The sequence below is a fragment of the Synechococcus sp. M16CYN genome (assembly GCF_040371545.1).
Taxonomy (GTDB): domain Bacteria; phylum Cyanobacteriota; class Cyanobacteriia; order PCC-6307; family Cyanobiaceae; genus Parasynechococcus.
This window is the reverse complement of the sequence record NZ_AP029048.1, coordinates 1,147,047-1,160,404: the sequence shown is the minus strand read 5'-3', so window position 1 is coordinate 1,160,404 and position 13,358 is coordinate 1,147,047. Positions and strand designations below refer to the sequence as shown.

The following is a 13,358-nucleotide window of genomic DNA, read 5'->3' as shown; positions in this document are numbered from 1 at the left end:
TGCGACGCTAAGGTTTCGCCATCCATTCTGGAATTCAACATTGGCCGAACGTCAGACCATAGCAGACAGCAAACGGGCGTTTCATCAGGCCTTCCCCCATGTCATTGGACCATTGTATAGGCGCCTTGCTGATGAACTTCTAGTGGAGCTGCATCTTCTAAGTCACCAAAGCAGTTTCATAACCACTCCGCTCTTTGCAGTAGGGCTATGCACTGTTTTTGATACTTTTTCGCGGGGGTACAGACCCGAAGATCAAATCAGTCGGCTTTTTAAGGCTCTTTGCAGTAGTAACGGCTTCGAAGCCGACGCGTTAAGACGCGAATCAGAATCATGCCTCGCTGCCGCCAAATTACAATCCGTTGATGAGATGAAGTCCTATTTGGCCTCACAACGCTTAGCTGATGGGGCTCATTATTCGAGACTTATGGCCATTGGTGTCTTTCGCCTTTTTCAAACAGCCAAAGGTGGCGTAAATCAGCCTAACGAAGCCGATTTACGCAAACGTTGCAAGGAGCTAGCCGACAGTCTTAATCTTCCGGCAGAACGATTAGAAAAGGATCTAAGTCTTTTTGCATCCAATAGCGAACGTATGACAATGTCTATTGAGCTTGTTAAGGAGACTGTTGCGGCAGAACGTCGTAAAAAAGAGCGTCGCCAGGCCGAACAAGTGCAACGCAGTGAAACCTGACTTTCAAGTTGGCACCAAGATGTTTGAGGCCGATTCAAATAGTTCTCGATCGCTAAATTAAGGCATTACCCTATCTCAAACTGTGGGCATGATCTGGTAATGTGTCACTTAAATATCCTCCCGACGGTTAACAACCATATTAGAGACCATCGACTTCGTGTCTGGATAGAAATACCTTGATTGCCAAAGAGTAGATTCTAAGTATTATTTTCGCTTAGCTGATATCCAACGATAACTATCGCAGACTCAGCGCGTTGTTTAGCATCTCGAGACAAGTTCAACTCAGATCAGAGTCTGATAGTAGAACTAGAACCCTTACTTAAACCCTGCGATGAGTTTCTAGGCTTATCTGGTTTCCAGTCGTTCTACTTAATTAATTAACTAAATAAAAGCCCGAAATCTTACTATAAAGGCTACTAAAATAGCCAAGTAATTGTATATTATGGTTGTAATATCAATAAGCTTATGGGCACTGTCCTAAGCCAAGATTCAAGCCTTTCTAAGCTGAGTAAAAATCTTGGGTCTGGATTAAAATATTCTTCTAACCAGATTCCTCAGTAAGAAGTTTTAAGCCTAAAACTGATAATATTGTATACCTATTGCTAGGTAGACGATCCAATGGTGTTAGTTTGAACCATGGGCAACGTTCCCGGCATAATCTTTGTCAGACTATCCAAAATTACCTCGCGTTACAAAGTATGGTACATGCAAGCGGGGTAAAGGGGCAAATTAAGAGGTAAAAGTGGCGATGGACTAACTAAAAAACGGGACAGGTTTGAACGCTTTAGCCTAGCGGGTGGATTGACCGGCCGCACGGCGACGGCGATCTCGCCACTCAACAGCAGAAAGGTAAACTACAGCAACGCTAATGAAAACCAATAAAAATACTGCTACTGCCATAAGTGACTGGTTCAACATTGGAGGACCCGACGACGCAGCGTGGTCAGAATCTTAGGGTGCCATCGCCATTGCGACCCCAGACAACCATTGCAATAGAAAAGCTGAATACAGCAGCGAGTGATGCCCATGCCACGGTGAATAACATTGTTTACGGTTCAATCGTTTACATTCTACCCAGGTCTCAGACCGACTTTGATCTTTTGACGACTACTGTCATGGCTATTTCTAGTTCCTCTTCATCGACGCTACTGGAGCGAGAGAAAACTACACAGTGCTACCCAGAGGCGCGTGTCATCGTCCTCGATGACGTCATCAACACCTTTCAACATGTTGTGGACTGTTTACGCAAAATCATCCCTGGGATGAGTGAAGAGAATGCATGGAGACTCGCAAACCGTATTGATGGACAGGGATCTGCAGAGGTGTGGCGTGGTCCGTTGGAACAGGCGGAGCTCTATCACCAACAACTGCAGATGGAGGGCTTAACGATGGCTCCATTGGATCGCTGTTAAGTAAATCAAAACTGTGAAGCCTACGCGTCGCTTTGGTGAGGCGTAGAGGCCTTTTATAGTTCTCAAATGTGTTGTTCTCCGTAGTAACGATGAACCGCATCGTTGTACGCTCCGGACCACGCTTTCTATCTCTACCAATAATTTCGTTGCTTGGCGTACCCTTCGCCGTCAGTAGGTGAACCGGATAATCACTATGAGCATTAACTAGGGGCCCACCGGCAGCGAGAAAACGCAAAGTACTAAATACAACCTCAAAACTACAGCTCAAAAATTAAAACCCTCCCTCTCTGGGATAGCTATACCCGCTATCTTCTACTGGTTCTTGGATCTTGGCTTGAGTGTGGGGAGGGTCGTGATTACCCATAGCACTTACGTCGAGGGGTTGATCCCTTGGTTGAAGTCGCTTGCTTGTGAGCAGGGTATCCAGACCATCACGCCAGCAGTCATTAACCGAGTAAAGGGACGTAGCCAATCGCTTCAGCTGAGGGTATCAACCACGATTCGTGGAGGTTACAAATTGGTAGCTCGCAAAGGAAGTAGCGTTCAGGAAGTCTTCATCGTGACCAATTTGGAGCAAGCGCAACTTCAAAGTGCATTGGAGCGGCATCGACCCTAAGGGTTTGATCATGTCAAACACTAATCGCAGTGATAATCAAGATGAACCGCCATGCCGTGAGCCAACCGTGATCGACCTGGATAACCAGAAGGGGAGTCAAAGTGTGATTTCGTTTCCGGTTACAAGACCGGTCTACGTCACCATCACGACAGCTTCCCCAAGTCGAAATAGAGTCAGATCAGAGCACTAGAGAAGGCTGTCACCAACACAGCAGTTCGTCTGCGAGTCTAGTCTTGATGGACTGACAATCCGGGCCAAATCTGTCGGACAACCCTTAAGACATACCGAGCTTCCCGTTGCCGTCCAATTGCGTCTTTGGCATTTAGTAGTACAGTCACATGGCCGAGTTTGCGGCCTGGTGATTCCGGCGACTTGCCGTACCAATGAAGGTGAGCTTTAGGAAGTTGTCGAAGTTCTGTTAGACGCTGCGCAAGTGGGGTGGCTTGTGCAGGATCGAGACCGAGGAGATTAACCATCAAGGCTCCTTCACTTCGCATCTCTGGAATCGGTGTCGGCAGACCTGCAGCTATGCAAACCTGCTGATCAAACTGACTACTAGTACAGGCCTCAATCGAAAAATGGCCAGAATTGTGTGTCCGCGGTGCAATCTCGTTCACTTGTAGTCCAGAGGGACCATAAAAGAACTCAAGAGCTAGAACACCTACGTAATTGAGTTTGGTAAGGAGCGATGCGGCCATGTTGTAGGCCAATGCTTCAACAGCCTGTTCTACACAAGCTGGAACCAAAACCCAGTCACAAACCCGGGAATTTTGGTAGGTCTCCACGAGTGGAAAACTTCTCAGTCGACCATTAGCGTCTCGACTAACCACAAGGGCCAGTTCGCGTTCGAAGTGGACCCAAGCTTCTAAAAACCAACCCGAGATTTCAACTGAGCGGAGCAATTGTGCCAAAGCATCGACATTGTTAATAACAGCAGTGCCTTTGCCGTCATATCCACCACGGGCTGCTTTCGCCATAACGGGAAAATCCCAACCTTGTGGTAGGCCTGGCTGAGCCTGGGAAATCTGGCTTAGCGGACACCAGAGAGGACTTGGAATTGCTAAATCTTCGAGTAGCTGACGCTGAGAAAGCTTGTCGACCAGAGGCGCAAAAGCTTCCAAAGCTGGATAAAAGCAAGCCCCTTGTCGTTCTAAGGGAATCAGAGCATCGATACTCACCCACTCATTTTCAAAGGTGATTCCGTCACACCCCTCCATAAGCTTGAGTGTCCCAGCCACATCGCGCGGATCTGCAACTACGACACGCTCAGCACCATCAACGGCAGGATCGTTTTCCCATTTGGTCTGTACTGCTACAGGGATCGAGCGCGTGCGGGCTGCTTGCACCAACATCCGCGCCAACTGCCCACCACCGACTACGCCAATCATTGTATTTGCACTGAACATGCCAGGGCCAGCGCTACCCTGTCATTGCAACTCGGTACTTCATTGAACAAACTCATTTACTAAGCAGGGGGTTGATCGCCAGCAAACACCAATCGTACTAAAGTCAAGACTAGTACCATTAGGAAAAGGGCCAATCCTAGTGTGCAGGCATAACCAATTTCTAGTTCAGTAAAAGCTTGGTCGTAAACGTAATAAACTATGGTTTGAGTTGCATTGGCTGGACCGCCTTGCGTCATCAAAAACACTTCCTCGAACACCTTAGTTGCTGCAATCGACGAAACAATCGCCACAAGTATGATATAAGGACGCATTAACGGAAAAGTAATATCTAGGTGCTGCCTCCACCCCTCACTTCCATCGAGTTCAGCAGCTTCATATAACCCTTTTGGAATGCCTTGAAGCCCTGCCAGAAAAATCACCATGTAATAGCCAAGACTCTTCCAGAGGGTGACAAGCATTACAGCAGGAAGAGCCAGTTGAGGAACTGTTAGAAAACCAATAGGAGAAAAAGCTTCTCCGAGAAGAACCGACAACAAACCATTGATTAGCCCGTTTTCAGCGTAGAGCCAACGAAAAGCAATTGCTGCCACAACAACTGAGACGAGTACTGGCGTATAGAACACACCGCGGAGAAAACTCTTACCAGGAAGCCTTTGATTTACTAGGACTGCCAATGCTAGGGATCCCACAATAGTGAGAGGCACTACACCCAAAAGATAAATAAATGTGGTAAGTGTTACTTGCCGCGCCATTGGATCAACTAAAAGCCGCTGAAAATGCGCTAGGCCAATAAATTGAAATGGCTCACTGACATCTAGACCTGTAGCGTTGACGCTCATCACCAATGTCATTACAGCTGGGATCAAAATCGATAAGCTGATCAAAAGCAGTGCCGGCAGTAAAAATGCCCAAGCCGTCAGATTATCTTGCACAGATCTAAGTTCACTGTTGGGAGAGTAATAGGGATTCCATCAGTTTCATGGCCATGACTGTCACACCTTGCCGAATTAATGTCGGCTTAGAGCGCAACCCTTATGACGTTGTGATTGGCAATGGTGTCCTAGGGAATGTCGGCGAAGAACTACTGCTTGGTAGCGTAAAACCAGGCAGTAAAGTTCTTGTTGTCAGTAACTCAGATATCGCTGAGCTCTATGGTGATCTTTGCCTGAATAGTTTGAAAAAGCAGGATTTCAACGTTGAAATGCTTACAATTGGTTCTGGCGAACAACAAAAGAATCTGGCTACCGTGGCTCAAATCCACGACGCGGCTTTCGCTTGTAAATTAGAACGCAACTCGATAATGCTCGCTCTTGGTGGTGGCGTCGTTGGCGATATAACCGGGTTCGCAGCAGCTACTTGGTTACGGGGAATCGGGATTATACAAATTCCGACAACGTTATTAGCGATGGTGGATGCAGCGATCGGAGGCAAAACAGGTATCAATCACCCTGGTGGGAAGAATCTAATTGGTGCATTTCACCAGCCAAAACTGGTGTTGATTGATCCAAGTACTCTCAATACCCTTCCTCTCAGGGAGTTCCGGGCAGGGATGGCTGAAGTAATTAAATATGGGATGCTCGGGGATTTTGAATTATTTAACGGACTCGAATCTTGTCAAGATCCTAGTAGCCCTCAAGGATTAGGACAAATTCAACTTGAATCAATTCTGCAACGCTCCGCAGCAGCCAAAGTGCGTGTAGTGATCGCTGATGAACGAGAGAGTGGATTACGGGCTATCCTGAATTATGGACATACCTTTGGTCATGCTGTGGAGACCCTCTGTGGTTATGGCACTTGGCTTCATGGCGAAGCAGTGGCAATTGGTATGGCTGCCGTTGGCGAACTAGCTGTTCAACTAGGCAGTTGGTCGCGTTGCGATGCCGATCGCCAAAGTCGTTTAATTGTCAAAGCAGGCTTACCTACTGTTTGGCCGGATCTAAGGCCCGATGACGTAATTAAAACTATGCAGGGTGATAAAAAAGTACGAGATGAGCAACTTCGTTTAGTGATGCCCACAGCAATCGGGACAGTTAATATTCGGGACAACATTACTCGCGAGGAAATTCTTCACTGTCTGGAGCGGTTGTCAACTTAAATCTATCTAATTGCAGTCCTTTGCCGTAAAGCAGCCAACGGAAATCACCGAGTCCGCTTGGATCCACTAATCGAAGGAGTGCTTCCCGTCGCCGCAGTATTTCCGGCAACTGAGTGGCCGGTAGCGATTGCAATTTATGCAGCCGCTCTGCAAGACCGAGAGCTAGCAACGCTTCACCCTGCCTCATCTGACCGAGAGGTGTCCAGCCGGATCGAATAGCTGCATCTTGGACGATGTCAATGCATATGTGAGCGGTTAAATCCTGAAAACCGGGACATTGCAAAGGAGACAAACCAGCTTGTTGCGCGCGGGTAGCCATCAACGTCCCATTGTATCTACAGGCTGAGTAATAACGCCTCGCCTCCAAAGCGTAGTCCACTACAAGTAAAATCCCTTTCCTGATAGCACGGCTCACTTGGCCGAACCACCTCGGAGATTCGCAGTGCCATTCTGTGGTCCAACCTGGTTTAGCGCTTCTAGGAGGCAGAGCAATTTTACATCGTCGGCATACCCGTGCCACTTCCTCGGCTAGAGGGGGTGGCACGGGGCGTCGCGACCACGTTAAAAAATCATTTGCATTGAGTGCCACGAGTTGCTGCCACATCATCCCCTCATGAAAGGACAGTCGCTCCACTGGCAAGGTATCCAGCAATTCATGGGCCAAAACAATGCCCTGAACTGGACAAGCCATAAGGTTATCCAGCGAACACCAACGTATCGGCACCGCCACTTGATTCGACAAGCGTGACCGTTGCCGTTTTTGCATTCCAGGGTTGGTCTCTACAAGTACCAATTCGAGACGATGGAGAGTATGAGGCGCCTGATCTATCAAGGCGTCGATCAGATCGGCAAGGAGATCTCCTTCTCCAGGACCGATTTCTACAAGCGAGAGTTTTGGAATCTCAACCGGGAATGCCTGAAGCCAACGCATAACTTGTGCCGCCAAAAGAGCAGCGAAATCGGATCCGAGAGACGGAGAAGTTACAAAATCTCCGTTTGGCGCTATAAGAGCTCTTCCAGCGCCGTAAAAGCCATGATTTGGATCATTTAAAGCCAGGTGCATAAACTGGCGGAACGGGATCACACCGCCGGCTTGTTTCAGATGCATCGCAAGCCAGGTCGGGCACACCGCAGACGTCGGTTCCATTGGAGAGAATGCTCGTCAATGCAGCAGGTCCATGGGAACACATTGCATTCAGGTCCTATGGGGCACGGTGCTGGCTACGGCCATTGGGTTATGGGGCGTTGCGGCTCCGGTGCTGGCATACGATAATCCCGATCTATTACCCGATCACCCCACACCTGTCATTGACTTGGCTCGCATTTTTAGCGACACCCAACAAGCTCGATTAGAAGAATCGCTAGGAAAGTTAGAAGAACGCACAGGATGGAAACTACGAGTGCTGACGCAATACGAACGAACGCCTGGCCTGGCCGTTCGTGAATTCTGGGGACTCGACGAAAGAAGTCTTCTGGTAGTAGCGGATCCCAGGGGCGGTAATCTGCTGAACATCAATGTTGGTGATGCTTACTTCGCCATGATGCCCAGAACTTACTGGGTTGAGTTACAGACCCGCTTTGGCAATCAATACTACGTCAAAGATCACGGTGAGGATGGTGCCATTTTGGGTGCACTTGATGCAATAGAAATCTGCTTAGATCGTGGCGGATGTCAGGTCGTTCCCGGGCTGCCCCTTGAGCAATGGCTTTGGACTTTCAGTACATCAGTTTTAGGAGGACTCATCGCTGGATTTGCGGCTTACCCACGCAAAGAGACTGAAACAGTTGCTTGGGCCTGGCTGCTTTTGCTATCGCCTCTATGGGCAATGCTATTCGGCATTTTTGGCATCGCTCCGGTGGTGACCCGCACAGAGGAATGGCTGCCCCTAATCAGAAACGCCCTCGGCTTTTTATCAGGAGGGGCAGCAGCCTACCTTATCGCGCAAGCCACCATAGGCCGTCGACTCCAGAATAAATCAAACGGGTAAAAGTTGATTCGAAGTCGAGCTGTGTGGGCGGATTCTGGATCCTGTGCAAATTATTTGTTTAGCAATTTAGCATATTGCAAAACGATCCCTAGCTTAAGAGGCTGACCACAATAATAGGGCCTGACCAGCATTCCCAATTTCAGGCTAATGTAATTCGGTAGTGATCGTGGAATCCAAAATCGTAAATAGCGCTAAGACTCCTAATAAGATCTGGAACATGCAAAATTTTGCTTCATCGATAGCCTCGCGAAGATACTGAAGTAAAGCTTACTGAGTGCTGAACGTTAAATAAAAACTGTTCTTGGACAGCATAGAGCTTCTATAAACAAAATAAATTGGGACATTATCAAAGCTTTAGTGCCTAATCTGTAATATGCCATGGATGTCATCAACAATTAATAACTCAACTAAACACCAACAAAAAGCAGGGTCAAGCCCGTTAAAGCTGCCGCTCTTTAGACGCGAAGGTAGACAAAAGCAGATTTAACATAAAGTACATGCAACCTAAACTTCTGTCCTACACGTTTCCAGCTTATCTTCAAAGAAGGTAGACAGTGCAATGGCAGTTTCCCTCTCTATACACAACCAAAGCGAATCGACCTAGGCATCAGAATGGCTTTTAATTGGCCGGTAATCTTACTTTGACGGGAACATCATTCTAAGCGAAAGGGGCATTTAATTACTCTTTGCCGAATTTACTATAGCTGACAGAACAACTCCGGAGATAGAGATCAATTAACTTTTAAGTTAGTTGATCTCTATCCTAATCTGCTCTGAAAGAATTGCTTTCAAAGGTTAAGATTACCAAGCGTTAAATCAAAACCAATTCTGAATACATTAACCTAGGTTATACTGCTGTCCTAGTAGCAAAACTGGCCTGTATATCGTCAGGCAAGCATAATAAAAAAAGAAACTAAAAGTCTGCCATTAAACCAATGCAATTATTATAAAACAACCACATCTCAAATTAAGTGATCACACGTGTGACCGCTACTGCAGACATGGATTCAGTGCCGCATAGGTCTCATTAAAGGAAACGTTTCCTTATACTTGACTTTACCATCTGGTGCATACCAGCGATGGCTAAGGTGAGTTAAACAAGTACCGCTGAATTCAGCCCATGAAAAATGGAAAAAGGGGCAACCTTGCTGATCTAGACCACTTCGAGGTACACATGCTGAATTTAAATAAACAGTGCCGCGTCGATCCTGTGTAAGGCTTTGCCTATACCCTGAACCGCGCTTAAGAGCGTGGTGCATATGACCAAAGATCACCAGATCAGGCGGGCGTGTTACCGCCATTCGATCGATTGCAATCGATAAATCTTGGTCTCCCCAGTCGATTGCTGGTGATTTCCAGTCGCGTCCACAGGGACTATCGGGATTGGATCCCAACCCCGTTGGTCCGCAATGAGCCAGTATCAGTAAAGGTTCGTCAGCAGGAACAGAGGCGGCGGCAGAAAGAATTCTTTCTACTGACTGATCCAACGTCACTGGTCCATAAACTGCCTTAACAGCTTGAGAAAGATGAAATCCACCACCGGAACTGCAAGGTCGAGCACCAACTACCGAAAGTGAGAGACGTTCCCACCGACGTACCCTCCATGCGCAATGACAATCGTCCAAAAGAACTAATTGTTGGTGCAGAATCCCTCCGTTTTTGTCAAACCCACAATCATGATTTCCAAGGATCACAGCCACAGGGTGGGGGAGTAAAGCAATCCTTCGTGTCAGATGCAAATTCCCATTACTGAGGTCTCCGACAAATAACACCGCATCCGGCCGGAGTAAGTTCAGTAGCTTTTCATCCGCATCTCCCCAAGCGCCGTGAAGGTCTCCAGCAATCGCGATTCGTAGATCTGTCAGAGCTTTTGCCTAGGCTGGTCTCCATCCTGCCGCTTCCCGGTCCCGATGATCGCTGACAACGGCCTGGTCGCAACGATCGAACGGCTCAAAAAACAGCGCAATGCAGTCGTGCTGGCACACTACTATCAGTCTCCTAAAATTCAAGACGTCGCTGACTTCATCGGTGATTCACTCGAGTTGTCTAGAAAAGCTGCTGCTACTACAGCCGATGTGATCGCTTTCTGTGGCGTTCACTTTATGGCAGAGACTGCTAAAATACTCAATCCAAACAAGACCGTCGTCATTCCTGATTTTGATGCCGGATGCTCACTGGCTGATGACTGCCCTGCCGATGCTTTCGCTGCATTCCGGCATCAATACCCAGACCATTTTGTTGTGAGTTACATCAATTGTACAGCTGCTGTAAAAGCGCAAAGTGACTTAATTTGCACTAGCAGTAATGCTGTTGATCTCATTAACCAACTACCGCAAGATCGTCCGATTTTGTTTGCGCCGGATCAGAATCTTGGTCGATGGGTGCAACGACAAAGTAATAGGACGATGACCCTATGGCCGGGCCGATGCACGGTGCATGAAGCTTTTAGCGAGGAAGCTTTACTTCAACTAAAACTTGAACATCCCAGAGCTGAAGTCATCGCCCATCCCGAATGTCAAGAGCATTTATTAGAGCTTGCGGATTTCATTGGGTCTACAAGCAAGTTGCTGAATCACACTGAAATCAGTTCTTCAGAAGCCTTTATTGTTCTAACGGAGCCTGGAATTCTTCATCAAATGCAGCAACGGGTTCCTAACAAGACTCTGATAGAGGTGCCGGGTGTGGATGGATGTAGTTGCAATTCCTGTCCTTACATGCGTTTAAACACACTCGAAAAATTGCATAGGTGCCTCGATACCTTGAAACCCACTATCGAAATGGAAGAAAGCCTGAGACAAAAGGCTTTACTCCCGATTCGAAAGATGCTGGAAATGAGTAGTTAAATATGGTTAAAAAACCGCTTCTTATCATGATAGCTAACTTTACATTAACTCACCTTGATATACAGGTTATACAATTTATAAATTAAGTCTTTTAACTAACCAGTAACCAGATACACAGTATGGCAACAGTGAATTATCAACATATCTCAAGAGAAATTAATTATACCTTATTATTAATCTGCGGAATTAATGTGGCCTTAAAAGCCATGGGTTGATTGAGTATACTAAAATTTATTATTGCACTGTGAACATTTAACCAGACTCATAAAATTTATTTTTTGCATTTTAATCACCTGCGACCACGATAACCGCGTAAATTAATCTAGAAAGTATACAGAATATTTAGCAATTAATATGACTAAGCAAAGAAAATTATGTTAGTAACTACTTAAATAAAAATGTTAATTCGCATCCAAAAAATTACATAGAAAAACTATAATACAGAGAATATAAAATTTTCTTTAAGATCGTGACATCAAATTTGCATTTAAATTACTACAAATTTGATATAAAGATGAATTGGCAACAAAGTTGTAACTTATTAATAAGAAATACAAACCAGATAATAGGCAAGACTGCTCATTTTTGTAATATGTTGTCACCAAATTTATTTTTTAATTAAAACACTATTAATTAACTTAAATAAAGATTAAACACAATTAATTTGCTAATTTTGATGCCACTGTCAGCAGACTTTGAACTAAAACACTAATTATAATTTGGAATCAGACTTAGACTTCAATTTTTTCAAAGTTAATATTATTTGTTAGAGTTTTCTCTTAAATTATATTTAATCTTTAAAATCACCAGAATAAATATAGTTTAGAACGGGCTAAAGTAAACAGATTTATTTAAGCAAATATATTTAATAATAATTAAGGCTATTTAAAAATCTCAGTCGATTTCAGAAAATTGACAGTTCACACATGCTGCAAGAATAATTATAGGGTACAGGCATTACTGATAATGACACAATCTATTTTGACCATCATCACCCCATTCCTAGTATTTGCTGCTCTGTTGACTGTTCTTATTTTAGTATGGGATTAATAATTAAATTGACTTTACTTCCATTTAGTATTCTGTGTATTAACCTCAGAACTATATGAATCAAATGTATTAATATCGGTTATCAGAATCAGATTATTATCTTTACTAGGATAGCTCTCAATTATTAATAAATAACTTATACATTAGTTTGACTCACTATTTAATGAATTAGCTAATTCATAGAATACCAAGATCTTGGCGTGTTTTTGGCTGATAATTATTGGAATCTATTGCTATTATCGATATTTTATTTTGTTGTTGCATACTCATAGGTTTAGTCTAACGATTGTCAGGATCTGAGTATAAGCTACTTACGCAAGAGAAAAGTAAGAAAGCTATTAATTAGGATCTGGCTAACCTGCGCTAAAAATGTTTAAACAAGTTGCTATAGATAGTTTTTTAAAGACTTGTACTCCTTATACCCTTCAGAAAAGTTAAATTAAACTGACAAAGATCATAGCTCATCAAATCTGCTGACAAGAATTTGATGCTACGTGTTAATTTCAATCAAGTGTGTTGTTGCTTTTAAAATTCAATAGTTTTGCCACTACTACTTAGTCTCACAATTTGAGATTTGAGGGTAGAGACGGGGCTTAGCAAGACGATATAACTATAAAACGTTTAGAAAGTTGCTGATTAAGATGAATAAAATATTGTATTTCTAGATTTATGATTAATTAAAATAGATTTTTCTATTAACGGATGGCATCCGAAGATAAGTCAAATCCAAAATTAGCTTTATATAAGTTAATCTAAGCCTAGGCATTTACACTCGTTATCAAACTTCCTATTACTGCCCCTTAAATTAAATTCATAAGATATTAAAATTTTATCAATATTAATAACTTTTGCAAATAAAAACAAGTTAGCTAACAACAAATTAAATCAGTCAATTACTGCAAATAGCAAAATCATAGTTAATAAATACATGCTAAAGATTTAAATCAATTCATAACTAAGAAAAATATTATCATTACCTGATAATTAAATCATACTTAGACAGTGGGGATTCTTTAGTGAATTTTCAGTTTCACTGTTACCGAAAGATTACATTCAGAGATTTTAGGTTGCAAAAATAGGAAATATAAAATCTATATAGATACCAAGTTTAAAGTATAATTTGGTCAATATAAAGCGCATTGCTATCCGTGCTAATATGTTAAGATTAAGATACAGTACAATTTATCTTAAAAATTGAGGAAAATATCTGCTTTTAGAAAGTAAAGCTTGTAAATCTTTAAAATCTTGTACGCATCTTAA

11 protein-coding genes and 1 other RNA gene are annotated in these 13,358 nt (G+C 44.0%); 6 read left to right on the top strand and 6 right to left on the bottom strand.

Translation table 11 applies throughout. From position 1 onward, the window contains the following. Positions 1–40 precede the first annotated feature (40 nt). Complete coding sequence (gene psb29 / locus ABWV55_RS05625; protein ID WP_353292611.1) at positions 41–688, top strand: photosystem II biogenesis protein Psp29; 648 nt, start codon at positions 41–43, stop codon at positions 686–688. 943 nt (positions 689–1,631) lie between these two features. On the opposite strand, the gene petN is transcribed toward psb29, so the two are convergent. Next, complete coding sequence (petN, locus tag ABWV55_RS05620) at positions 1,632–1,733, bottom strand: cytochrome b6-f complex subunit PetN (RefSeq protein ID WP_353291179.1); 102 nt, start codon at positions 1,731–1,733, stop codon at positions 1,632–1,634. A 70-nt stretch (positions 1,734–1,803) separates the two neighbouring features. Between petN and clpS the strand changes: the two genes are divergently transcribed. Further along, positions 1,804–2,100 carry an ATP-dependent Clp protease adapter ClpS gene (gene clpS / locus ABWV55_RS05615; protein ID WP_353292610.1) on the top strand — a complete coding sequence of 99 codons (297 nt, stop codon included), beginning with the start codon at positions 1,804–1,806 and terminating at the stop codon, positions 2,098–2,100. A gap of 340 nt (positions 2,101–2,440) precedes the next feature. Then, positions 2,441–2,716, top strand: coding sequence for a DUF2103 domain-containing protein (locus ABWV55_RS05610; RefSeq protein ID WP_353292609.1), 276 nt, complete (start codon positions 2,441–2,443; stop codon positions 2,714–2,716). A 39-nt stretch (positions 2,717–2,755) separates the two neighbouring features. Here the strand turns inward: ABWV55_RS05610 and ssrS are convergent. From ssrS to ABWV55_RS05595, 3 genes are all read right to left on the bottom strand, one after another. After that, positions 2,756–2,936: non-coding RNA, 6S RNA (ssrS, locus tag ABWV55_RS05605), on the bottom strand. A 7-nt stretch (positions 2,937–2,943) separates the two neighbouring features. Further along, entirely contained in the window at positions 2,944–4,104 is a 1,161-nt protein-coding gene (locus tag ABWV55_RS05600) for a 5-(carboxyamino)imidazole ribonucleotide synthase (protein WP_353291178.1), read from the bottom strand. A gap of 77 nt (positions 4,105–4,181) precedes the next feature. Further along, positions 4,182–5,054 carry a sugar ABC transporter permease gene (locus ABWV55_RS05595; RefSeq protein WP_353291177.1) on the bottom strand — a complete coding sequence of 291 codons (873 nt, stop codon included), beginning with the start codon at positions 5,052–5,054 and terminating at the stop codon, positions 4,182–4,184. Positions 5,055–5,101: 47 nt separating this feature from the next. On the opposite strand from ABWV55_RS05595, the gene aroB reads away from it, so the two are divergent. Continuing rightward, positions 5,102–6,217, top strand: a complete 1,116-nt coding sequence (aroB, locus tag ABWV55_RS05590) for a 3-dehydroquinate synthase (protein ID WP_353291176.1) — start codon at positions 5,102–5,104, stop codon at positions 6,215–6,217. Here aroB and ABWV55_RS05585 read toward each other — a convergent pair. After that, the gene (locus ABWV55_RS05585) at positions 6,171–7,364 is read right to left on the bottom strand and encodes an SAM-dependent methyltransferase (protein WP_353291175.1); all 1,194 of its coding nucleotides are present in this window, start codon (positions 7,362–7,364) and stop codon (positions 6,171–6,173) included. The two genes, aroB and ABWV55_RS05585, sit on opposite strands and share 47 nt — an antisense overlap. Before the next feature lie 31 nt (positions 7,365–7,395). On the opposite strand from ABWV55_RS05585, the gene ABWV55_RS05580 reads away from it, so the two are divergent. Beyond that, a complete protein-coding gene (locus ABWV55_RS05580; protein ID WP_353291174.1) occupies positions 7,396–8,205 on the top strand; it encodes a TPM domain-containing protein in 810 nt (269 codons plus the stop codon). Between the two features lie 1,007 nt (positions 8,206–9,212). Here the strand turns inward: ABWV55_RS05580 and ABWV55_RS05575 are convergent. Next, positions 9,213–10,055, bottom strand: a complete 843-nt coding sequence (locus tag ABWV55_RS05575; RefSeq protein ID WP_353292608.1) for a TIGR04168 family protein — start codon at positions 10,053–10,055, stop codon at positions 9,213–9,215. Positions 10,056–10,115: 60 nt separating this feature from the next. On the opposite strand from ABWV55_RS05575, the gene nadA reads away from it, so the two are divergent. After that, positions 10,116–11,048 (top strand): quinolinate synthase NadA, encoded by a 933-nt coding sequence (gene nadA / locus ABWV55_RS05570; protein WP_353291173.1) that lies wholly within the window; start codon positions 10,116–10,118, stop codon positions 11,046–11,048. The last annotated feature ends 2,310 nt before the right edge of the window (positions 11,049–13,358 follow it).